This window comes from Actinomadura harenae (assembly GCF_003696215.1).
Lineage (GTDB): Bacteria > Actinomycetota > Actinomycetes > Streptosporangiales > Streptosporangiaceae > Spirillospora > Spirillospora harenae.
Genome location: NZ_RFFG01000024.1, coordinates 1 through 21,078 on the forward strand (window position 1 = coordinate 1; position 21,078 = coordinate 21,078).

21 protein-coding genes are annotated in these 21,078 nt (G+C 73.8%); 12 read left to right on the top strand and 9 right to left on the bottom strand.

What is annotated here, in order from left to right:
- The coding region (locus EBO15_RS15375; protein WP_199744550.1) for an AAA-associated domain-containing protein at nt 1-537 on the top strand (537 nt) is incomplete at its 5' end.
- 36 nt (nt 538-573) lie between these two features.
- Here the strand turns inward: EBO15_RS15375 and EBO15_RS15380 are convergent.
- Together EBO15_RS15380 and EBO15_RS15385 are read right to left on the bottom strand one after the other, a co-directional pair.
- Nucleotides 574-2,205, bottom strand: a complete 1,632-nt coding sequence (locus tag EBO15_RS15380) for an NRAMP family divalent metal transporter (RefSeq protein ID WP_122195081.1) — start codon at nt 2,203-2,205, stop codon at nt 574-576.
- A gap of 546 nt (nt 2,206-2,751) precedes the next feature.
- On the bottom strand, nt 2,752-3,174 hold the full coding sequence (locus EBO15_RS15385) for an ArsR/SmtB family transcription factor (protein ID WP_122195082.1): 423 nt from the start codon (nt 3,172-3,174) through the stop codon (nt 2,752-2,754).
- Nucleotides 3,175-3,307: 133 nt separating this feature from the next.
- Here EBO15_RS15385 and EBO15_RS44185 point away from each other — a divergent pair, with 133 nt between their 5' ends.
- On the top strand, nt 3,308-3,484 hold the full coding sequence (locus tag EBO15_RS44185) for a hypothetical protein (RefSeq protein WP_158628241.1): 177 nt from the start codon (nt 3,308-3,310) through the stop codon (nt 3,482-3,484).
- Nucleotides 3,485-3,578: 94 nt separating this feature from the next.
- Here the strand turns inward: EBO15_RS44185 and EBO15_RS15390 are convergent, their stop codons facing one another.
- Complete coding sequence (locus EBO15_RS15390) at nt 3,579-4,016, bottom strand: SRPBCC family protein (RefSeq protein WP_122195083.1); 438 nt, start codon at nt 4,014-4,016, stop codon at nt 3,579-3,581.
- Nucleotides 4,017-4,157: 141 nt separating this feature from the next.
- Between EBO15_RS15390 and EBO15_RS15395 the strand changes: the two genes are divergently transcribed.
- The 9 genes from EBO15_RS15395 (at nt 4,158) to EBO15_RS15440 (ending at nt 13,708) form a co-directional block, all read left to right on the top strand.
- The gene (locus tag EBO15_RS15395; RefSeq protein WP_233616207.1) at nt 4,158-5,402 is read left to right on the top strand and encodes a Tm-1-like ATP-binding domain-containing protein; all 1,245 of its coding nucleotides are present in this window, start codon (nt 4,158-4,160) and stop codon (nt 5,400-5,402) included.
- The gene (locus EBO15_RS15400) at nt 5,399-6,226 is read left to right on the top strand and encodes a phosphoenolpyruvate hydrolase family protein (RefSeq protein ID WP_122195085.1); all 828 of its coding nucleotides are present in this window, start codon (nt 5,399-5,401) and stop codon (nt 6,224-6,226) included. The genes EBO15_RS15395 and EBO15_RS15400 overlap by 4 nt, the downstream gene beginning before the upstream one ends.
- Nucleotides 6,227-6,401: 175 nt before the next feature.
- A complete protein-coding gene (locus EBO15_RS15410; protein ID WP_158628242.1) occupies nt 6,402-7,703 on the top strand; it encodes a cytochrome P450 in 1,302 nt (433 codons plus the stop codon).
- A 181-nt stretch (nt 7,704-7,884) separates the two neighbouring features.
- Nucleotides 7,885-8,655 carry an SAM-dependent methyltransferase gene (locus EBO15_RS15415; RefSeq protein ID WP_158628243.1) on the top strand — a complete coding sequence of 257 codons (771 nt, stop codon included), beginning with the start codon at nt 7,885-7,887 and terminating at the stop codon, nt 8,653-8,655.
- Nucleotides 8,652-9,677: an aspartyl/asparaginyl beta-hydroxylase domain-containing protein gene (locus EBO15_RS15420; protein WP_122195089.1), complete on the top strand. Its 1,026-nt coding sequence runs from the start codon at nt 8,652-8,654 to the stop codon at nt 9,675-9,677. Before EBO15_RS15415 ends, EBO15_RS15420 begins: the two co-directional genes overlap by 4 nt.
- Nucleotides 9,674-10,900: a cytochrome P450 family protein gene (locus EBO15_RS15425; protein WP_122195090.1), complete on the top strand. Its 1,227-nt coding sequence runs from the start codon at nt 9,674-9,676 to the stop codon at nt 10,898-10,900. Before EBO15_RS15420 ends, EBO15_RS15425 begins: the two co-directional genes overlap by 4 nt.
- A 24-nt stretch (nt 10,901-10,924) precedes the next feature.
- Nucleotides 10,925-11,851, top strand: coding sequence for a LysR family transcriptional regulator (locus EBO15_RS15430; RefSeq protein WP_122195091.1), 927 nt, complete (start codon nt 10,925-10,927; stop codon nt 11,849-11,851).
- Between the two features lie 135 nt (nt 11,852-11,986).
- On the top strand, nt 11,987-12,676 hold the full coding sequence (locus EBO15_RS15435; protein ID WP_122195092.1) for a type 1 glutamine amidotransferase domain-containing protein: 690 nt from the start codon (nt 11,987-11,989) through the stop codon (nt 12,674-12,676).
- An 18-nt stretch (nt 12,677-12,694) separates the two neighbouring features.
- Nucleotides 12,695-13,708 carry an NADP-dependent oxidoreductase gene (locus EBO15_RS15440; protein WP_122195093.1) on the top strand — a complete coding sequence of 338 codons (1,014 nt, stop codon included), beginning with the start codon at nt 12,695-12,697 and terminating at the stop codon, nt 13,706-13,708.
- 52 nt (nt 13,709-13,760) lie between these two features.
- Here the strand turns inward: EBO15_RS15440 and EBO15_RS15445 are convergent, their stop codons facing one another.
- The 5 genes from EBO15_RS15445 to EBO15_RS15465 all read right to left on the bottom strand — a co-directional run bounded on the left by EBO15_RS15445 (nt 13,761) and on the right by EBO15_RS15465 (nt 18,828).
- A complete protein-coding gene (locus EBO15_RS15445; protein WP_122195094.1) occupies nt 13,761-14,657 on the bottom strand; it encodes an alkaline phosphatase family protein in 897 nt (298 codons plus the stop codon).
- Between the two features lie 128 nt (nt 14,658-14,785).
- A complete protein-coding gene (locus EBO15_RS44190; protein ID WP_158628244.1) occupies nt 14,786-15,466 on the bottom strand; it encodes a single stranded DNA-binding domain-containing protein in 681 nt (226 codons plus the stop codon).
- Nucleotides 15,467-15,485: 19 nt separating this feature from the next.
- The gene (locus tag EBO15_RS15455; RefSeq protein WP_122195096.1) at nt 15,486-16,787 is read right to left on the bottom strand and encodes an ABC transporter permease; all 1,302 of its coding nucleotides are present in this window, start codon (nt 16,785-16,787) and stop codon (nt 15,486-15,488) included.
- On the bottom strand, nt 16,784-17,569 hold the full coding sequence (locus tag EBO15_RS15460; protein WP_233616208.1) for an ABC transporter ATP-binding protein: 786 nt from the start codon (nt 17,567-17,569) through the stop codon (nt 16,784-16,786). Before EBO15_RS15460 ends, EBO15_RS15455 begins: the two co-directional genes overlap by 4 nt.
- A complete protein-coding gene (locus tag EBO15_RS15465) occupies nt 17,566-18,828 on the bottom strand; it encodes an efflux RND transporter periplasmic adaptor subunit (protein WP_122195097.1) in 1,263 nt (420 codons plus the stop codon). Before EBO15_RS15465 ends, EBO15_RS15460 begins: the two co-directional genes overlap by 4 nt.
- Nucleotides 18,829-18,996: 168 nt before the next feature.
- On the opposite strand from EBO15_RS15465, the gene EBO15_RS15470 reads away from it, so the two are divergent.
- The gene (locus EBO15_RS15470) at nt 18,997-20,496 is read left to right on the top strand and encodes an MFS transporter (RefSeq protein WP_199744551.1); all 1,500 of its coding nucleotides are present in this window, start codon (nt 18,997-18,999) and stop codon (nt 20,494-20,496) included.
- Here EBO15_RS15470 and EBO15_RS46030 read toward each other — a convergent pair.
- A complete protein-coding gene (locus EBO15_RS46030) occupies nt 20,468-21,043 on the bottom strand; it encodes a TetR/AcrR family transcriptional regulator (RefSeq protein ID WP_122195098.1) in 576 nt (191 codons plus the stop codon). The genes EBO15_RS15470 and EBO15_RS46030 overlap by 29 nt on opposite strands.
- Nucleotides 21,044-21,078 lie beyond the last annotated feature (35 nt).

The window sequence follows — 21,078 nt, forward strand, 5'->3', positions numbered from 1 at the left end:
ACCGCCGCGCCCGCCGGTCCGGCGGCCGAGCCGCGCCGCACCCTGGCGGGCACGCCGCTGCCGCCCGCCTCGGTGGACGGCCTGTCCGGGCTGGCGGAGATCCTGCTCCAGCACGACGGCCGGCTCGACATCGCCGAGCTGGCCGACGAGCTGGCGCTGGAGATCGACGACCTGCTCCCCCTCGTGGACGCCCTGGACCTGCTCGGGTTCGGCGAGGTGGACGGCGGCGGCATCGCGCTCACGGCGGCGGGACGGCGGTACTCCGGCGCGGACGTCCAGGAGTCCAAGACGCTGTTCGCCGAGGCGGCACTGCGCGTCCCGCTCGTCGCGGCGATCACGACGAGCCTGGCGAAGGCCGCCGACCGCACCCTGCGGGCCGGGTTCTTCCGCGACCTGCTCGCCCACCACTACACGAGCGAGCAGGTCACCGAGCAGATGGAGATCGCCATCGACTGGGGCCGGTACGCCGAGCTGTACGCCTACGACGCCGACCACACCGAGTTCCGGCTCGGCCCGGACGTCCCGGCGGCCGGCTGAGCGGCCGCCGGGACGCCACCGCGGGTCGGCCGCCGGTCAGCCGCCGGTCGCGAGCTGGACGATCCGGACGACGACCAGCAGGCTCGCCGCCACCAGGTAGAGGCGGAGCGTGGCCAGGCCGATCTTGCGTCCGGCGGACACGGCGGGCGCGGGCAGCTCGTCCAGCGGCGGCATCCGCCACGCCATCCGGTCGCCGCCGGAGGCCGTCCCGGCGGACGTCGGCGTGGCCGCGCGCCGCCGGACGGCCCGGACCGTCCAGAACGCGAGGGCCGCCAGCCCCGCCGCGCCGCAGCCCGCCAGGATCGCGCCGATCTGCGCGCCGGTGATGCCGGGGAACAGCACGCCGGCGGTCAGGACGACCGACAGCGCGACGAGCACCGCGACGACGAGCGAGGTGAACGCGTTCTTCAGGCGCCCGTTCACCCACGGGCCGAGGACCGCGCGGTCGTTGCAGAGCAGCAGCAGGAACACCGACGCGGACGGCAGCAGCACCCCGGCGAGCGTCTGCACGCCCTCGGTGAGCAGCCCCAGCGGCGAGCCGGGCGTGATGACGACCACGGCGGACACCGCGATCACCCCGGCGAACACCGCGTAGAAGCCCTTGGCCTCGGACGGGCGCCGGTGCAGCGAGTGGCGCATCCCGAACACGTCCCCGATCGCGTACGCGGTAGCCAGCGACACCGCGCACGCGCCGATGACGGACGCGTCGAGCAGGGTGATCGCGAACAGCGCCCCGGCGGTGCGGCCCGCCTCCGCTTCGAGGCCGCGCGCGACGCCGCCCGCGTCGGTGAACGCGCCGCCGCCGTGCAGCGCGGCGGCGGAGAAGCCGATCATCGCGGCGCCGCCGATGACCACGACGACGATGCCGATCCACAGGTCGGCGCGCTCGTACCGGATGAACCGGGGCGTGATGCGCTTGTCGATGACGTAGGACTGCTGGAAGAACAGCTGCCAGGGCGCGACGGTGGTCCCGACGATCGCGATGATCAGCAGCATGACGTCCGCGAGGTGCCCTCCGGGCAGGCCCGGCACGACGAAGTCGCGCGCCATCCGCCCCGTCGCCGGGTGGACGATGAGGTAGACCGGCACCAGCAGCAGGCTGCCGAGGCAGAGCGCGACGGCGATCCGCTCGAACCGCCGGAAGTCGCCCGTGGACGCCGCGAGGATCACCACGGCCGCCGCGACCAGCACGCCGCCCGCCTTCGGCAGCCCGAGGTAGGACGTGGCGAGCGCGACGCCGATGAACTCGGTGACGAGCGTCAGCGCGTTCAGCAGGAACAGGTCGATGACGCTGAACGCGCCCCAGAACCGTCCGAACCGTTCGAGGATCAGGCGGGCGTGCCCGACGCCGGTGACCGCGCCGAGCCGCAGCACCATCTCCTGGTTCACGTACAGGACGGGGACGAGCAGCAGCAGCGTCCAGAGCAGGCGGGTGCCGTAGTCCTGGCCCGCCTGCGTGTAGGTGCCGAACGCGCCCGCGTCGTTGTCGCCCACCATCACGATCAGGCCGGGGCCGATGATCGCGAGGAGGGTCCGGATCCGGGCGGACAGGCCGGGGCGCGCGGCGAGGTCGCCGCGCCGGATCGAGCCGAACGCGCCGCGGATGTCGCCCACGTGCGCGTCGTCGAGCACGGCGTCGCGCCGTGCGGGGGTGAGGTCGGTGGTCATGTCGCAGACCCCTTTCCGGCCCGGGTCGGGCCGTTTCGGGGCATGCGGAAGCCCGCTCGCGAAGGGCGACCGCGCCGCGGACGCGCGGCACGGGTCGGCGCGCGACCGTGCCGGTCGCGGCGAAGGTGGGGGAACGAGCGGTCTACCGCGTGCCGAGGGAGGTGAACACGCTGGTGAGGGGCCGACTTCGGCCCGGACTACCGCCGGACATCGTCCTCACCTCCGCCCGGTCCGGGACACCGTGGCTCCGCACGGCGCCGCATCCTCGACGGGCCGCCGGTGGACCTGGGCGGCGCGTCCTCGACGAGGCCGTCCCGGAGAGGGGACGGCGCGTCCTCGACGGGGCACGTTCCAAGCGCCCCTGACGCATTTCACACCTATTTTCGCAACTATGCAACTAGCCAAGTATCCGGCCGCGCCGATGGTCAGGGAAGATAGCCGCTTGCGCAGGCGTGCAAGCAGCGAGTTATGGCGGGACCGCCACTTCGCCGGAACGGAACGTCAGCCCCAAGCGGAAGCCGAACCGGGCGAGTCGACTCGGGTGAGTCAGCCCTGGGCGAGGCCGAGGCGCGCGACGGCCTGGCGCCGCCGGTGCAGCGAGACCGTCACCGGGGCGGGCGCGTCGTCGCCGTCGCCGGGGTCCGGCGGGTCGATCACGCCGGTGAGGTGCCCGGCGAGCAGCCCGGCCTCGGCGAGCACCGGGCCGACGTGCGGGCTCGCCGCGCGGTAGAAGATGCGCGTGCCGTCCCGGCGCGAGGCGACCAGGCCCGCACCGCGCAACTTGGCGAGGTGCTGCGACACGGCCGCGACGTGCACGCCGATCAGCTCGGCCAGCTCGCCGACGCCGTGCTCGCGCTGCGACACCGCGTAGAGGATCTGGAAGCGCGTCGGGTCCGCGATCGCCTTCAGCACGTCGACGATCGCCTCGACCCGCACCACCGGCGAGTCACCCTTACCCTGCGCGTCCATGTCCCCAGCCTAAGCCAAGCGGCCGTTCGGCGACCTTGACTCCCGACCTTGACGCCCGGCCCTCTTGACAAGATCCACTACCGGAGTTGACTGTGCGCGAGGGATCATTCACAGGAGAGGAGGCCCGGGGCCCATGACGACCCTGGACGCCGACGACACCGGCCTCACCGCCGTGCTCGCCGAGACCGCGCGGCTCCTCCGGGAGGACGCGCTGCTGTGCGAGGCGATCGCCGACCTGACCGGAGAGGAGGCCGGCCCCTTTCCCCGCTGGACGGGCACGGTGACGCGCCGGGCGCACACCGACCCGTGACGCGCGCCGGAAGGCCGGCGGGGCCGGGCGGGCGGCGGGGCCGGGCGGGGCGGTGGAACCGGGTTCAGTGGAACCGGGTTCAGTGGGGCCGGGTTCAGTGGGGCCGGGTGACGTGGGCGCCGAGCTCGGCGAGTCCCGCGGCGAAGACCTGGTCGCGGAAGAACGGCGTGAGCCAGCCCGTCTCCGTCTCGTCCGCCTCGTAGTCGGCCCACCACTCGACGAACGTCGCGCCGGACGAGGTGACCGGCGCGACCCGGATCGTCGCCCGGTAGTCGCGGACCGGGAACGGGCTCTCCAGGAACTCGTAGGTCTGGGTGCGCGCCGCGTCGTCCAGGGCGGTCAGCCGCTCGACGAAGACGGCGTCGCCCGAGGTCAGGCGGCGCACGGACCCGACGGTGTGGTCGTCGCCCTCCTGGAGGACGCAGGAGTCCAGCGCGGGATGCCACTCGGCGATCCCGCCGAACGCGCGGACCCAGGTCCACACGTCGTCCACCGGGGCGTCGATGACCACGCTCGCGTAGGGCTTCGGCATGGCGCCATCATGGCCCACGCCCCGCCTCCGCCCAAGGACCGCGCCCGCGTTCCGACCCGCGTCCCGAACCGCGCCTCCCGTCGTTGCCCGAGTGGATCACTCTCGGTAGCGTCGGGCGCGTCTAGGGAGGTGGCGAGCCTGGTGGCTGGCGGAAACGGTCGGACGGCCTACGTGGTCGGGACGTTCGACACCAAGGGCGCGGAGCTCAGATACGCGGCGGAACTCGTGGCGGCGACGGGGACCCCGGTCCTCACGGTGGACGTGTCCACCGGCGGGCACGGCGGCACGAACGCGGGTGCGGACACTAGTCCGGGCGCAAGTCCGGGCGCGGACGTGACGGCGGCGGAGGTCGCGGCGTCCCATCCGGACGGCGCGGACGCGGTGTTCACCGGCGACCGCGGCACGTCCGTCTCGGCGATGGCCGTGGCGTTCGAGCGGTTCCTCGCCGGACGCGGCGACGTGGCCGGGGTGCTCGGGCTCGGCGGCAGCGGCGGGACGGCGATCATCGCGCCCGCGCTGCGCGCGCTGCCCGTGGGCGTCCCGAAACTGCTGGTCAGCACGGTCGCGGCCGGGGACGTCGGGCCGTACGTCGGGGTCAGCGACCTGGCGATGATGCACTCGGTGACCGACGTCGCCGGGCTGAACCGGATCTCCCGGAAGGTCATCGGGAACGCCGCGCACGCGCTCGCCGGGATGGTCGCGCACCCGGTCCCGGACGCCGAGGACCGTCCCGCCGTCGCGCTGACCATGTTCGGCGTGACCACGCCGTGCGTGACCGCGGTCGCCGAGCGGCTCGCGGCCGACCACGACCCGCTGGTCTTCCACGCCGTCGGCACGGGCGGCCGGGCCATGGAGGCGCTGACCGGGGACGGCCTGATCAACGCCGTCCTGGACATCACCACGACCGAGATCTGCGACCTGATCGCGGGCGGCGTGTTCAGCGCGGGACCGGACCGGCTCGACGTGTTCGCGCGGGTGGACGTCCCGTACGTCGGGTCGTGCGGCGCGCTCGACATGGTGAACTTCGGCGCGCGCGACACCGTCCCCGAGCGGTACGCCGACCGGCTGTTCTACGAGCACAACGCGCAGGTCACGCTGATGCGCACCACCCCGGGCGAGTGCCGCGAGATCGCGGAGTTCATCGCCGCGAAGCTGAACGCCATGAAGGGCCCGGTGCGGTTCCTGCTGCCCGAGGGCGGCGTGTCCGCACTGGACGCGCCGGGCCTGCCGTTCTGGGACCCGGAGGCCGACCGCGTCCTGTTCGAGACCCTGGAGGCGCGGGTCGAGCAGACCGCGGACCGGCGGCTCGTCCGGTCGCCGCACAACATCAACGATCCCGAGTTCGCCGCCGCGCTCGTCGCGGCCTTCCAGGAGGTGTCCCGATGAGTTTCCCCCGCGCCGAGCTGGTCGAGCGCTTCACCGACATGGCCCGGCGCGGCGAGCCGATCGTCGGCGGCGGCGCCGGGACGGGCCTGTCGGCCAAGTGCGAGGAGGCCGGCGGCATCGACCTCATCGTCATCTACAACTCCGGCCGGTACCGGATGGCCGGGCGCGGCTCGCTCGCCGGGCTGCTCGCCTACGGGAACGCCAACGAGATCGTCCTGGAGATGGCCGCCGAGGTGCTGCCGGTCGTGGAGCGCACGCCGGTGCTCGCCGGGGTGAACGGCACCGACCCGTTCCTGCTGCGCGGCCCGTTCCTGGCGAGGCTGCGCGAGCTGGGGTTCTCCGGCATCCAGAACTTCCCGACGGTCGGCCTCATCGACGGCGTGTTCCGCGCCAACCTCGAGGAGACCGGCATGGGCTACGGCCTGGAGGTCGAGCTGGTCGAGGCCGCGCGCGCCGCCGACCTGCTGACCACGCCGTACGTGTTCTCCGCCGACGACGCGCGCGCGATGACCCGCGCCGGGGCGGACATCGTCGTGTGCCACATGGGCCTGACGACGGGCGGCGCGATCGGCGCGGAGACCGCCAAGACGCTGGACGACTGCGTCGAGCTCATCGACGCGTGGTCCGAGGCGGCGCTGAACGAGCGCGACGACGTCCTCGTCCTGTGCCACGGCGGCCCGATCTCCGAACCCGAGGACGCAGCGTACGTCCTCGAGCACGCCAAGAACTGCCATGGGTTCTACGGGGCGAGCAGCATGGAGCGGCTGCCGACCGAACGCGCCCTGACCGCGCAGACACGCGCGTTCAAGGCGCTGCGGGGCTGATGCGGGCTGACCGGCCCGCTGTCACGGCCGGGCGTCCAGTGGGCGTCCGGCCTTGACCGGGGAGGGTTCAGGGTTCGTCTTCAGCGATTCCTGACAATGGACATCCACCGGTGGCGGGGTTAGTTTTCCACCAGTGATCACGCAAGCCCACTGTCCTCCTTGACCTGGGAGCCGCGTGGACAACGACCCGGCCGCTCTCCTCCCCGCCCCCGTCCCCCCGCCTTCCGCCCCCGTCCCCCCGCCTTCCGTTCCCTTCCCCCCGCCTTCCGATTCGGTCCCCCCGCCTTCCGGTTCGGTCCCCCCGCCTTCGGGACCCGCCGTCCTGCCGTCCGATCCCGTCCGGGCGCTGGCCGGGCGGGCGGCGCTGGCGGACCCGCACCCGGTCTTCGACGGGCTCCGCGCGCACGACCCGGTCGCCTGGCACGAGGGCCTCGGCACCTGGCTGCTGACGCGGCACGCCGACTGCGCCAGGGTGCTGCGCGACGGCGCGCACTTCGGCGCCGACCCGCGCCGCGCGGGCGTCGACATGCCCCCGCAGGCCGTCAGCGTCCAGACGCTCGACCCGCCCGGGCACACCGCCGCGCGCCGCCCGCTCGTGGACGCGCTGCGCGAGCTGGACCGCGCCGAGGTCGCGCCGATGGTCGCCGGGCGCGCCCGCGCGCTCCTCGACGAGCTCGGCGGCCGGGACTCCTTCGACGTCGTGACCGAGTTCTGCGAGCCGCTCGCGGTGTCCACGATCTGCCGGTACCTGCGCGTCCCCGAACCGGACCCGGTGTGGTTCGCGCAGGTCGCCGAGACCGTCGCGGCCGGGATGGACGCCGGGGTGTTCCCGGACCGGCGCGAGCCGGCGATGGCGGCGCGGGCGGAACTGTCCGCGCTGACCGGCGCCTGGCTCGCCGACCCGCCGCCGGACGGGATCGTCCGGGCCGTCGCCGACGCGGTCCGGACGGGCGCCCTGGACGGCGCGGTCGCCGCGAACACCCTGCGGGTGCTGCTGCACGCCGGGTACACCTCGGCGAGCAAACTGCTGGCGCTCGCGACGGTGACGCTGCTGGAACGGCCCGGCGCGCTCGCCGCGTTCGCCGCCGACCCGTCCCCGCACGCCGTGGACGAGCTGGTGCGGTTCTGCTCGCCCGTCCAGGCGCTGGGCCGGGTGTGCGTCGCGCCCACCGAGCTCGGCGGCAGGCGGATCGAGCCGGGGCAGGACGTGACGCTCTTCCTCGGCGCGGCCAACCGCGACCCGGAGCGGTTCGACGACCCCCACGACCTGCGCTTCGACCGGCGTCCCAATCCGCATCTGGGGTTCGGCCGGGGCGCGCACTCCTGCCTCGGCGCGCCGTTCGCCGCCGTCCAGACGCGGGTGGCGCTCACCGTCCTCGCGGAGCGTTCCGCGTCCCCGCGCGCCCTCGGCGCGCCCGAGTACCGGGTCGCCCTGACCCTGCGCAGCCCCGCCCGGATGCGTGTCGCGCTGGGCTGAGCAGGGTCGGACGTCCCATCACCCATGAGGGAGTGAGAGAAGGGAGGACCCCATGAAGTACTGGCACTGATGAGCACCACATGAGGTTCGAGGGTTCGCGGCCGTCGTGCGACCGGCGGCCGCGAACGCCCTTCTTCCCACCGTCCAGCCTACGCAATCAGCACATCTCGTAGGGAGAATCGTGTCGAACGGTGCCGCCCCGACCGCCTTCAACGATCCGTACGCCTTCACCCCCGGCTACTACGATCTGTTCCGTGCGAGCGAGGACGCGCTGCCGTCGGTGTCGTTCTTCGCCGGCCTGACTCCCCCGGACGCGGACGCGCTGGAGATCGGGTCCGGCACCGGCCGTCTCGCCCTCGCGGTCGCCGGGCGGGCGCGCACCCTGACCTGCCTGGAACGGTCTCCCACGATGCGGGCCGTCCTCATCTCCAAGCTCGCGCAGCGCCCCGAAATGCGGAGCAAGGTGACGGTGCTCCAGGGCACCGCGCCGGGCTTCGACCTCGGCCGCGCCTTCGACTACGTGTACCTGGGCGGCGTGCTGGAGCACGTCCCGCCCGCCGAGCGGCCGGTGCTGTTCGCCGCGATCGCCGCGCACCTGAGGCCGGGCGGCCTGTGCGCGATGGACATGGTCCTGCGCATGCCCGCTCCGGACCTCGAGGAACGCGTCATGGACGAGCAGGTGCTCGGCGAGTGCCGGTACGTCCTGTCCGCCGAGGCGGAGCGGCTCGGCCCCGACCTGTCGCGGCTGCGGCAGACCTACCGGACGTACCTGCGCGGCGAGCTGATCGCGACCGAGCCGACCGAGCGGCTGCACAACATGCACCGGCCCGGGCCCGTCCTGAAGGACCTGGCCGACGCCGGGCTGCATCCGGCGGAGGGCGACGGGCTCGCGCAGGCGACGCCGCTCCCGGACGACCCGGGCGCCGTGGTGGTGCGGAAGGCCGCGCCATGACCGCCACCACCGTGCCCGGCGGAACGCGGGCGGCGCCGGTCCCGACGGCCGTCCCGCTCGACCGGGCGTACGACGCGGACCGGCTCGCGGCCGAGGTGGAGGCGCTGCGCGCGCTCACCTGGCGGGCGCAGCGCTCCTACGGCCAGGAGGGCCAGCGCGGGACGGCGGAGATCGACTGGCGGATCCTGCCGCTGCGCTCCCCCGGCGGCGACCCCGCGCGCACCGACCCGGGCGGCGCGGGACTCGTCCCGCACGCCGACACCCCGTACCTGGAGCGGACGCCGTACATCGCCGAGCTGCTCGCGGGCGTCCCGGCGCCGCTGCGGGCCGTCCGGCTGATGGCGCTCGGGCCCGGCGTCCGCTGCCACGAGCACCGGGACGGCAAGTGCGGCTACCCGTGGGGCGCGATGCGGCTGCACGTCCCGGTCGTCACCAACCCGGACGCCGTGGTGGTGATCGGCGGCGAGGAGCGGCACTGGGACGCCGGACGGCTCTGGTTCGGCGACTTCGACCGTCCCCACCACGTCCGCAACGGCGGGGACGCGCCGCGCGTCCACCTGGTGATCGACGTCGGGCTCACGCCGGAGCTGCTCGCGCTGTTCCCCGCCGCGTTCCGCGACCGGCTGCCCTGGCGGGACGTCCTGTACACGCGCTCCCCCAAGCCGCTCGGACCCGCCGACCTGACCGCGCTGACCTGCGCGTTCGACATGCCCGCCGCGTTCCCGGACTGGTCGGAGGACGACGACGGGACGCCGCGCCCCGACGTGCCCGGCTCGGTGCGCGCCGTGGACGGGCGGCTCTGCCTGTGCGGCGGGGACGGCGCGCCGCTGTTCGCGCTCGTCCACGTCGGGTCGGGCGAGTTCCGGTTCGAGGGCTGGACGGAGGAGCGCACCCTCCGCCTCGACCTCGACTCCGGCACGCCGTGCGCGCGGTACCGCGTGCGGTGCGGGACGTCGGTGACCGAGGCCGTCCGGCCCGCCCGCCCGCTCCAGGACCACCCCACCGAGAAAGGCGCCAGATGACCGCTGAGACCCCGCACAAGGAGTTCGACCTCCCCCGGGACTTCGCGCAGTGGCTCGACCCGTACTCGCTGCTCGCCGAGATGCGCGCCGAGTCCCCGGTCCACCGCGTGCGGATGCGCGGCAAGGTCGACGCCTGGGCGATCACGGGCTACGACGAGGCCCTGGCCGCGCTCAACGACGCCCGGTTCTCGGCCGACCTGGAGGCCGCGCCGCGCATCACCGCCGGGCTGCCGCCGGAGCGCCGCCGCAACGTCCTGATGGAGAGCCTGCTCGCCAGCGACCCGCCGGACCACAGCCGGATGCGCGGCATCGTCGCGAAGGCGTTCACCGCGCGCCGGGTCGCCGAGCTGGCCCCGCGCGTCCAGGAGACCGTGGACGACCTGCTCGACGCGTTCGCCGCCGACGGCCGCGGCGACCTGGTCGAGGGGCTCGCGCTGCCGCTGCCGATCGCGGTGATCTGCGAGCTGCTGGGCGTGCCGTTCGCGCGCGAGCGGTTCCGGAACTGGTCGGTGGGCCTGGCGATGCCGCCCGCCGACGGCGCGACCCTGGAACGGGCCGACGCCGCGCGCGCCGAGATGTCGGAGTTCTTCCTGGAGCAGATCGCGCTGAAGCGCGCCGCCCCCGGCGGCGACCTGCTCAGCGCCCTGGTCACCGCGCACGCCAACGAGGACGTCTCGGACGACGAGCTGGTCGGCCTGACGATCATGCTGTTCCTGTCCGGGCACGAGACCACGCTGTGCTTCCTCGCCAACGCCGTCGTCGCGCTCCTCACCCACCCCGAGCAGCTCGCGGCGCTCCGCGCCGACCCGGACCTGATCCCGCGCGCGGTGGACGAGCTGCTCCGCTACGACGGCCCGGTCGCGCGCGGCGTCGCCCGGTTCACGCTGGAGGACGTCCCGATCGGCGGCACGGTCATCCCGCGCGGCGAGATGGTGATCGTCGCGATCGGCGCGGCGAACCGCGACCCGGCCCGCTACCCCGACCCGGACGTCCTGGACGTGTTCCGGGAGAACAACCCGCAGCTCGGGTTCGGGCACGGGATCCACCACTGCCTCGGCGCGGCCCTGGCCCGGCTGGAGATCGTCACGGCGCTGGCGACGCTGCTGCGCCGGTTCCCGGACCTTGCGCTGGAGGTCCCGGTGAGCGATCTTCCCCGGCGTCCGGGGATGCTGCGCGGGCTGAAGCACGTCCCGGTCACCTTCACACCGGACCGGGCGCACTAGTCACCTCCGAATACACTCGGCCGGGTGAGCCATAGGAACACCAATGGGCCGCTCGATCTGGCGCAGCTGCGGACGTTCCTCGCCGTCTACCGCGCCGGGTCGCTGACGGCCGCCGCGCGCCTGGTCGGGCTGTCCCAGCCGACCGTGACGACGCAGCTGCGCGCCCTGGAGGAGCGCACCGGGCGGCAGCTGTTCGAGCGGCTGCCGCGCGGGGTGACGCCCACCCCGGCGGCCGACGACCTGGCCGCGCGGCTCGCCGGGCCGATGGACGCGCTGGAGGCCGTCGCCGGGGGCGGCGCCGCGGACGAGCCCGCGCCCGAGCCGCCGGTGCTGCTCGCCGGGCCCGCCGAGTTCCTGTCGGCGGCGGTCGTCCCGAGGCTCGGCCCGCTGACCGACCGGGGCGTCCGGCTGCGGATCGTCACGGGCGTCGCGGAGGACCTGCTCGCCGGGCTGCGCGCCGGACGGTTCGACCTGGTGGTGTCGACGATCCGCCCCCGCGGCCGGGCGCTGCTCGCCGAGCCGTTCGCGGACGAGACGTTCGTGCTGGTCGCCGCGCCGTCCTGGGCCGAGCGGATCGACCGGGAGCGGCTCGCGTCGGAGGGGCCGTCCGCGCTCTCCGGCGTCCCGCTGCTCTCCTACGCCGAGGACCTGCCGATCCTGCGCCGGTACTGGCGGCACGTCTTCGAGACCCGGCTCACCGCGGACCCCGCCGTGGTCGTCCCGGACCTGCGGGCGATCAAGGCCGCGGCCGTCGCGGGCCTCGGCGTGACCGTCCTGCCGCGCTACCTCTGCCACGCCGAGCTGACCGAGGGCACGCTGCTGCCGCTGCTCGACCCGGACGACCCGCCGATCAACACCGCGTTCCTCGTCCGGCGCGCCGGGGCGTTCCCGTCCCCGCACGTCGCGCTGGTCGCCGAGCACCTGCGGGAGATCGCCCACCTGGCCTGCTGACCCATCGGAATCCCAATGGACGGCATAGAACCGTCTATTGGTCGGGCCGAGAACACCCCGGCTACGCTCCGGTCCGGTGACCGAACCCCCGGTTCGGGCCCATCCTGATCCGAGACCATCCCTGGGAGCGCAGCCATGGCCAAGATCCTGTTCGTGATGACCGGCGCCGACCACTGGACCCTCGCGGACGGCACGAAGCACCCGACCGGCTTCTGGGCCGAGGAGGCCGCCGTCCCCTACGAGGCGTTCACCGAAGCGGGGCACACCGTCACCGTGGCCACGCCCGGCGGGGTCGTGCCGACCGTGGACGCGGGCAGCCTCAGCCCCGAGGCCAACGGCGGCCAGGCCGGCGCCGACCGGATCGCCACCGTCCTGAGGCGCGCGGAGTTCCAGAACCCCGTCACGTTGGAGGACGTCGACCTCTCCGGCTTCGACGCCGTCTTCTACCCCGGCGGACACGGCCCGATGGAGGACCTCGCGGTCGACGCCGACTCCGGACGCCTCCTCATCCGCGCCCTCGACGACGGCCTGCCGCTCGGCATCGTCTGCCACGCGCCCGCCGCGATGCTCGCCGCGACCAGGGCGGACGGCTCCAACGCGTTCGCCGGCCGCCGCGTCACCGCGTTCACCAACGCCGAGGAGACCCAGGCCGGGTTCGCCCCGCGCGCCAAGTGGCTCCTCCAGGACCGGCTCGTCGAGGCCGGGGTGGACTTCCGGGAGGGCGAGCCCTGGGCCCCGCACATCGAGACCGACCGCACCCTGGTCACCGGCCAGAACCCCGCCTCGGCGGCGCCTCTCGCCGCCGAGATGCTGAAGCAGCTGTAACTCTTGGAGATGCCCGCCATGCCTTTCACCAGCCGCGAATGGCGGCTCGTCGCCCGTCCGTCGGGCGAGCCGACCCCGTCCGACGTCGCCCTCACCACGGTGACCGTCCCCGATCCCGAAGCGGGGCAGGTCGTCGTCCGGAACGACTTCGTGTCCGTCGACCCGTACATGCGGGGGCGGATGAACGACGTCCCGTCCTACATCCCGCCGTTCGGGCTGGACGAGGCCATGACGGGCGCGGCGGTCGGCACCGTCGTCGCGTCCGGCGCGGCGGACGTCCCCGTCGGCACGTCCGTCACGCACTTCCTCGGCTGGCGCGAGTACGCCCTGCTGCCCGCGAAGGCCGTCCGCGCCGTGGACACCGCCCTCGCCCCGGCCCAGGCCTACCTCGGCGTCCTCGGCTCGACCGGCCTCACGGCCTACGCGGGCCTCACCGAGATCGCGCCGGTCAAGGCGGGCGACACGGTCTTCGTGTCGGGCGCGGCGGGCGCGGTCGGGTCGGTCGCCGGGCAGATCGCCCGGCGCCTCGGCGCGACCCGCGTGATCGGCTCGGCGGGCGGCCCCGAGAAGGTCCGCCACATCACCGGCACCTACAACTTCGACGCCGGAATCGACTACCGCGAGGGCAACCTCCCGGCCCAGCTCGCCGAGGCGGCCCCGGACGGCGTGGACGTCTACTTCGACAACGTCGGCGGCGACCACCTCGAGGCCGCCATCGGCGCGATGAACCCCTTCGGCCGCATCGCGCTGTGCGGCGCGATCTCCGCCTACAACGCCACCGACCTCCCACCGGCCCCGCGCAACCTGCCCCTGGCGATCGGCAAACGCCTCACCCTGCGCGGCCTCATCGTCAGCGACCACCTCAAACTGGCCCCCGAATACACCGCGCGGGCGGCGGGCTGGCTGAAGAACGGCTCGCTCGTCGCCGAGGAGACCGTGGTCGACGGCATCGACAACGCCTTCGAGGCCTTCCAGGCGATGATGCGCGGCGCCAACACCGGCAAGATGCTCGTCCGCCTCGTCCACGGCTGAGCGGCGACCGACGCGGCCGGGCTCTCGTCGAGGCCCAGCCGCTTCGCGGTTCCTACTGCCAGATCTCGGTGATGGGGGTGGCGGTGGCGGCGTTGCCGGCGTGGGTGGTGCCGTTCATGTCCTCCAGGGTGCGGAGGACGTTGTAGTGGGTGTACTTGGTCGCGTAGGCGCCGGGCTTGACGTGGGCGCCGTAGAAGATCGTGGCGATCTGGTTGCCGGATGAGCCGTTGTCCTCGTCGAAGGTGACGAGCAGGACGCTGTTGTGGGTCGTGGCCCACTGCGCGTAGGCGTCCAGGTGGGTCTTCAGCCAGGTGTCGCCTGTGGAGACCGAGCAGTCGTGCATGTCGTCGCACAGGTTCGGAATGACGAACGAGACGTTCGGCAGGGTCGTGTAGTCCGTCGGGAACTGGGCGAACGTGGAGCCGGTCGAGGCCGGGACGTTGGTGAACGAGAACCAGGGGTTGTGCTTGCGCGCGTACTTGCCCGCGCTGTTGGAGCAGGTCGTCGAGCCCTGCGACGGGAGGCCCTCGTTGTAGCTGGCCCAGGTCCGTCCCGCGGCCTGGAGCTCGGAGGCGAGGTTGGCGGTGGAGTAGGGGGAGCCGGGCGGGGGGCAGGTGTCGTCGGTGACGCCCTGCGTGGAGCCGGAGAACAGGTCGAAGTAGTTCGGCTGGCTCGGGTGGGTCAGGGCGTAGGACTGCGTGAGGTTGGCGCCGCCGTTGGCGAGGGACGTGAGGTACGGCGCGCTGGACGTGCCCACGACCTGCGAGTACGCGTGGTTCTCGAAGACCACGACCACGGTGTGGTCGGGCGTCGGAACCGTCCCTGCGTTCACGGGCGCGGCGTTCACGGGCGCGGCGGACAGGCCCGCCGCGCCTGTGAGGGCGAGCGCGCACGCCGCGAGGACGGCGCGGAGACGGCGCGGGACGGCGGCGGTGGGAGCACCTGACATGACGACCTCCGGGGGGAGAGATCCTGCCGGGACCGGGAGGCCCCGGCAGTCGTCATCTTCCCAACACACCCCAAAGCATGAGTCTCTGGCACACTCCGGACTCCGGAACGTCGTGTGAACGCGCGGCGTCAGTCGCCCTGAGGGGGCTGGCCGCCCGGGAAGCCCTGGCCGCCGCCGCCCTGGCCGCGGCGGCCGCCGAAACCGCCGCCCTCGTTGACGCTGGTCGCGGTCATGGAGCCGTCGCCGCCGGACGTCCCGCGGATGACGAGCATGGCGCCGGTCTTGAGGTCCTTGACCGTGCCGGTCTTGGTGACCTGGATCCGGGTCGAGCCGTTGGTCTTGACGGTGATCGTCTTCCCGTCGGCCGTCTTCAGGTAGAGGGTGTCGCCGTCGACCTTGGTGACGGTTCCGGCCGTCATCCCGCCCGCGCCGTTCTGGCCTCCGCCGGAGAAGCCTCCCCCTCCCCCGCCGCCACCGCCGTTGCGGAAGCCGCCGTAGCCGCCGCCGAAGCCGCGTCCGCCCTGGCCCGACGCGCGGGAGTCGGACGACCCGGACTTGCCGTCCGCCATCGCCTTGTGCGTGAAGATCCCGCCGACGAACCCGGCGACGACCAGGACGGCCGCGGCGAGGTAGAGCGTCGGGCCGCTCAGGCCCCGGCCGCTTGAGCCGCGGTCGGCAAGCTCCTTGCCCAGGTCGTCCTTGAACGGGGACGTCTCCAGCACCTCGGGCTGCGGCCGCGTCCCCGGCGCCGGGACCTGGGGCGGGACCTGGGGCGGGAGCGGCGTGGGGTCGGGAGTGTTGTCGGACATCGGACGCCTTTCGTTGGAGTCAGTCATGGCGCAGGGCCTCGATGGGACGGAGCCCCGCGGCGCGGTGGGCGGGGAGGCTGCCGAACAGCAGGCCGACGGCGACCGAGACGCCGAGCGCGAGGACGATCGAGGACGGCACCAGCACCGGTTTCACGCCGACGATGGTGAACCGGCTGCAGATCACGCCCGCGACGACGCCGAGCAGCCCGCCGAGCAGGCTGAGCACGGTCGCCTCGGCGACGAACTGGCCGAGGATCGCGCCGCGCGGCGCGCCGAGCGCCTTGCGGATGCCGATCTCGCGCGTCCGCTCGGTGACGGTGACGAGCATGATGTTGGTGATCCCGATGCCGCCGACGAGCAGGCTGATCGCCGCGACGGCGCCGAGCAGCACGGTGAACGTCCGGTTGGAGTCGGCCACCGCGGACTGGATGCCCGCCTGGCTGGTCACCTGGAAGTCGGCGGCGGCCGTCCCGGTGATGTCGTGCCGCTGGTCCAGCAGGTCGGTCACCTCGGCCTGCGCGCGGTCCACCAGGGACGCGTCGCGCGCCTCGACGAGGATCTGGGACAGCCCGCCGTAGGGCGCGAGCGTCCCGCGGACGGCCGTGATCGGCGCGATCACCACGCTGTCGGCGTCCTGGAACCCGGACGATCCGGACCCGCTCGCCTTCAGCACGCCGACCACCGTGAACTCCACGCCGGAGACGGTGAACCGCTGGCCGACGGGGTTCACCCCGGCGAACAGGTCGCGGGCGACGCTGCTGCCGATGACCGCGACGCGGGCGCCCTGGGCGACGTCGTCGTCGGTGAACGACGCGCCGCTCTGGACGCGCCGGTCGGCGGCCTCCAGGTAGGTCGGGGTCGTCCCGACGAACTGGCCGACGGACGTGCTGGACCCGCCGAACGTGACGGTCGACTGCTGCGCGTTGACGACCGGCGAGGCGCTCTTCACCGAAGGCGCGTTCACCTTGTCGACCAGCGCTTTCGCGTCGTCGGTGGTCAGGTCGCGGGCCTGGATGCGGGGGCCGGAGCCCTGGCCGCCGGAGCCAGCGCCTCCACCGCCTCGGAACCCGCCGCCGCCGAAGCCGCCGCCTCCGCCTCCGCCGAAGCGTCCGCCGCGTCCGGTCGTGGACTTGGTGACGGTGAGGGTGTTCGCGCCGAGCCGCTGGATGCTGTCACGGATCGCCTTGGACGAGCCGTTCCCGACCGCGACCAGGGTGATCACGGCGGCGACGCCGATGAGGATGCCGAGCGTGGTGAGCCCGGTGCGCATCTTGTTCGCGCCGAGCCCGCGCAGGGCGAACCGCAGGACCTCGAGGATCATCGGACGCCCTCCCGCAGTCCGCCGTGGGCGGGCGGCGGCGCGTCCACGGGCGCCCTCCGCAGGTCGCCCGCGACCCTGCCGTCCACGAGCCGGACGACCCGCTTGGCGTGCGCGGCGACCTCCTCCTCGTGCGTGATCACGACGAGCGTCCGGCCGGCCCGGCTGAGCCGGTCGAAGATGGCGAGGACGTCAGCGGTGGACGCGCTGTCCAGGGCGCCGGTCGGCTCGTCCGCGAGGAGCAGGGTCGGCGCGGTGACCAGGGCGCGGGCCACCGCGACCCGCTGCTGCTGCCCGCCGGACAGCTCGTTCGGCTCGTGCCGGACGCGGTCGGCGAGGCCGACCTCGGTGAGCGCGGCGAGGGCGCGGCGGCGGCGCTCGTCCCGGCGCACCCCGCCGTAGGCGAGCGGCAGTTCGACGTTCGCCAGGGCGGACATGCGCGGGATGAGGTTGAACGACTGGAACACGAACCCGATCCGGCGGTTCCGCAGGATCGCCAGGCGTCGCTCGTCGAGGCCGCCGACGTCCAGGCCGTCGAGCCGGTACCGTCCGCCGGACGGGACGTCCAGGCAGCCGATGATGTTCATGAGCGTGGACTTGCCGGACCCGGACGCGCCCATCACCGCGACGTAGTCGCCGCGTTCGACGGTCAGGGTGACGCCGCGCAGGGCGTGCACGGCGGTGGTGGCATCCCCCGTGCCGTACACCTTCGTGACGTCGCGAAGGTCCAGGACGGGCGCCGCCGGGCCGCCCGGCCCGGTGGTCAGCGCGCTGGTGGCGGTCACCGGCGTCCTCCTCCGCCGCTGCCGCCGCCGAAGCCTCCGCCGCCGCCGGGGAAGCCGCCGGGCGCTCCCCCGCCCGGGAAGCCGCCCTGCCTGCCGCCCGTGCCGGACGCGGGGGCCGCCGACACGACGACGACCTGGTCGCCCTCGCGGAGCCCGGACGTGATCACGGTGCCCTGGTTGCCGCGCAGGCCGGTCTTGACCGTCCGGGGGACCTGCCTGCCGTTCTCCATGACGGTGACCGTGCTGACCCCGTTGACCGTCCGGACGGCCGCGCTCGGGACGTACAGCGCGTTGTCGGCGCTGCCGGTGGTGACCTCGACCGTGGAGGTCTGCCCGATGCGCACCCCGGACGGGACGTCGTCGAGGGCGGCCGTCACGGCGAACGTCACGACGTTGTTGCTGGTCGTGGGGGTGGTCGCGATCTGGGCGATCGTCCCGGACGCGGTCTTGCCGGTCAGCGCGTCGAAGCCGACCGTCACGTCCTGGCCGACCTTCAGCTTGGCCGAGTCGGCCTCGGTGAAGTCGGCGACGACCTCCAGCGACCTGGTGTCGATCAGGGTCACGAAACCCGAAGAGGACCCGGACGACCCGCCGGAGCCGCCGCTGCCCGACGACCCGCTCCCCCCGGAACCCCCGGACCCGCCGGAGGAGCCGCCCGAGCCGCCCGAGCCTCCGCCGGACGTCCCTCCCGACGTCCCGCCGGACGAGGACGAGCCGCCGCTCACGGTGTCACCGACGCTGCCGTTGACCTCGGTCACCGTCCCGCTGAAGGGGGCCTTGAGGACGGTGGCGGACAGGCGGTCCTCGGCGGCGCGGTAGCTCTGCTTGGCCTGGACCCAGGCCGAGTACGCCTTGGCGTACTGCGCGCTCGCGGTGTCCGTGGACGCCTTGCTGAGCGTGGTGGCCGCGGCGTTCAGGGTGAGCCGCGCGGCCTGGAGGGTCTCCAGCGCGTCGGTCTGGTCGAGCCGGGCGAGCTCGTCGCCCTTGGCGACCTTGTGCCCGGCCCGCGCGTACAGGTGCCGGACGGTGCCGGACGTGCCGAAGTCCAGCGACTTCTGCTGGGTGCTGGCCACCGAGCCGGACGCGGACACGGTCGCCTCGACGGTGCCGCGGGCGACCGTGGTCAGGCGTTCCCGCGTCTGCGAGGCTCCCGCGCCGTTGTCGGCGAGAGAGAAGTAGGCGATCCCGGCCCCGCCCGCCAGCAGCACCACGAGCGTGCCGTTGACCAGGAGGGTCCGGCGCTTGAGCGACAGATCCATGGGCGGCAAGGCTGGCGGTGCGATCTTGCCGGTCGATGATCCGAACATGAGAATTCAATGAGGACGAGCGCGCTGACCAGCGAGGTCGCCTTCCGGGAAGAAATAGACAGCCCAAACTGTTCATTTGGAGGTGTACAGTCTGGGCTGTCTATTTGGGGAAGGGGGCCCATGGGCGCGCGCGCATCCGCCGCCGGGCGCGACGGCTTCGACCGCAGGCTGATCGCCCCGATGGTCCTGGGTTCGGTGCTGAACCCCGTCAACTCCTCGATGCTGGCCGTCGCGCTGATCCCGATCGGCCGCGCCTTCGACGCCTCGCCCGCCCAGACGGCGTGGCTGGTCACCGGCCTGTACCTGGCGACCGCGATCGGGCAGCCGGTGATCGGGCGGCTCGTCGACGCGTTCGGCGCGCGTCCGCTCTACCTCGCCGGGACGGCCCTGGTCGGCGTCGCCGGGGTCGTCGGCGCGCTCGCGCCCGGCCTCGGCGTCCTCGTCCTGTCACGGGTGCTGCTCGGCTTCGGCACGTCGGCGGCGTTCCCGGCGTCCATGGCTCTGCTGCGCGCCGAATCCGACCGGACGGGACTGACCAGCCCGGCCGGAGTCCTCGCGGCCCTGTCGGCGTCCGCGCAGGTCATCTCGGTCGTCGGGCCGACGCTCGGCGGACTGCTGATCGGCCTCGGCGGCTGGCAGCTGATCTTCACCATCAACGTCCCGCTGTCGGTCGCGTGCCTGGTGCTCGGCATGCTGTGGCTGCCGCGCCCGCCGCGCACCGCGGGCGGCGTCGGCCCGGCGCTCCGAAAGATCGACCTTCCGGGCATCGCGCTGTTCGCGGTGACGCTCACCGCGTTCATGTTCTTCCTCATGCGCCCGCGCGTCGGCAGCTGGTACCTGCTCGCCGTCGCGGCCGTGGTCGGGACGGTGTTCGCGGTGCGCGAGCTGCGTTCCGGCGATCCGTTCATCGACCTGCGCGTGCTGCGCGGGAACGGTCCGCTGCTGGCGACCTACCTCCGGCAGTTCCTCGCGTTCACGACGTCCTACGCCTTCCTGTACGGGTACACACAGTGGCTCGAGGAGGGACGCGGGCTGTCGTCGACGTCCGCCGGACTGCTCCTGCTCCCGCTGTCGCTCGCCGCGATCGGGGTCACCGCCCTCACCGGACGGAACCCCGAGGTGCACCGCAAGCTGCTGGTCGGGTCGGTCGTGCAGGTGGCCGGGGTGTCGGCGCTGCTGTTCGTCCACGTGTCCAGCCCGGTCTGGGTGCTGATCGCGATCGGCGCCGTCATCGGCGTCCCGCAGGGGCTGACGGGCCTCGCCAACCAGAACGCCCTCTACGCGCAGGCCGACCCGGAGCGCATGGGATCGTCCGCCGGGCTGCTGCGCACGTTCATGTACCTCGGCGCGCTGGCCGCGTCGGCGGCGAACGCCGCGGTCTTCCCGCACGGCGCGACGACCACGGGCCTGCACCGCATGGCCTGGCTGCTGGTCGCGACCGCCGTGCTGTTCCTGGTCACCACGCTCGCCGACCGCTCCCTCCCGCACATCGGCCGCGCCGAGGGGAACGCCTCACCCGCGAACAAGGCGTCCGCGGGCAAGACGTCCGGGGGTCGGGCGTCCGAGGAGGATCCGCCCGGCGGGGGCGACGTCACGGCCGGGGAACCGACCCGGCACTGAGCCGGTGCAGGCCCGCGCGGACGCGCTCGGGCGACATGGCGCGGGCGTCCGTCAGGTAGTCGATCACGTCGGCGCGGAGCGCGGTGAACACGGCGTGCGCGAGGTAGTCGGCGTCGTCGCCGGGGTGGACCGCGGCGAGGCGGCGGGCCAGCTCGGCGACCCAGAACCGGCTGGCGTCGTTGGCGTAGTAGGCGTCCGGGCCGAGATGCTCCAGGGCGCGGATGAGGCCCCGGTTGGCCCAGACGAAGTCGAGCAGCGCGTCAAGGTACCGGTGCAGGGACGCGCCCGGCTCGCCGCCGGGGCCGAGCGGCGGCGGGCCGGACTCGACGGCCTCGCGCAGCGCCCGGACGCGCGGCTCCAGGACGGCCTGGACCAGGCCCGTCCGGTCGCCGAAGCGGCGGAACACGGTGCCCTTGCCGACCCCGGCGGCCGCGGCGACGTCGTTGAGCGACACCGAGCCGGCGTCCCGGTGGTCGAACAGCCCGGCCGCGGCCGCGAGGATCGCCTCCCGGTTGCGCGCGGCGTCCGCCCGTTCGGGTCTGCCCACCACTCCCCCTTGCCTATCCGGACCGTGGGTCCGTA

Excerpts from the sequence above, each read along its gene's own strand:
- EBO15_RS15380 (WP_122195081.1), bottom strand. The coding sequence starts at position 2,205 with ATGACCACCGACCTCACCCCCGCACGGCGCGACGCCGTGCTCGACGAC.
- EBO15_RS15385 (WP_122195082.1), bottom strand. The coding sequence starts at position 3,174 with ATGGACGCGCAGGGTAAGGGTGACTCGCCGGTGGTGCGGGTCGAGGCG.
- EBO15_RS44185 (WP_158628241.1), top strand. The coding sequence starts at position 3,308 with ATGACGACCCTGGACGCCGACGACACCGGCCTCACCGCCGTGCTCGCC.
- EBO15_RS15390 (WP_122195083.1), bottom strand. The coding sequence starts at position 4,016 with ATGCCGAAGCCCTACGCGAGCGTGGTCATCGACGCCCCGGTGGACGAC.
- EBO15_RS15400 (WP_122195085.1), top strand. The coding sequence starts at position 5,399 with ATGAGTTTCCCCCGCGCCGAGCTGGTCGAGCGCTTCACCGACATGGCC.
- EBO15_RS15420 (WP_122195089.1), top strand. The coding sequence starts at position 8,652 with ATGACCGCCACCACCGTGCCCGGCGGAACGCGGGCGGCGCCGGTCCCG.
- EBO15_RS15425 (WP_122195090.1), top strand. The coding sequence starts at position 9,674 with ATGACCGCTGAGACCCCGCACAAGGAGTTCGACCTCCCCCGGGACTTC.
- EBO15_RS15435 (WP_122195092.1), top strand. The coding sequence starts at position 11,987 with ATGGCCAAGATCCTGTTCGTGATGACCGGCGCCGACCACTGGACCCTC.
- EBO15_RS15440 (WP_122195093.1), top strand. The coding sequence starts at position 12,695 with ATGCCTTTCACCAGCCGCGAATGGCGGCTCGTCGCCCGTCCGTCGGGC.
- EBO15_RS15445 (WP_122195094.1), bottom strand. The coding sequence starts at position 14,657 with ATGTCAGGTGCTCCCACCGCCGCCGTCCCGCGCCGTCTCCGCGCCGTC.
- EBO15_RS44190 (WP_158628244.1), bottom strand. The coding sequence starts at position 15,466 with ATGTCCGACAACACTCCCGACCCCACGCCGCTCCCGCCCCAGGTCCCG.
- EBO15_RS15455 (WP_122195096.1), bottom strand. The coding sequence starts at position 16,787 with ATGATCCTCGAGGTCCTGCGGTTCGCCCTGCGCGGGCTCGGCGCGAAC.
- EBO15_RS15465 (WP_122195097.1), bottom strand. The coding sequence starts at position 18,828 with ATGGATCTGTCGCTCAAGCGCCGGACCCTCCTGGTCAACGGCACGCTC.
- EBO15_RS15470 (WP_199744551.1), top strand. The coding sequence starts at position 18,997 with ATGGGCGCGCGCGCATCCGCCGCCGGGCGCGACGGCTTCGACCGCAGG.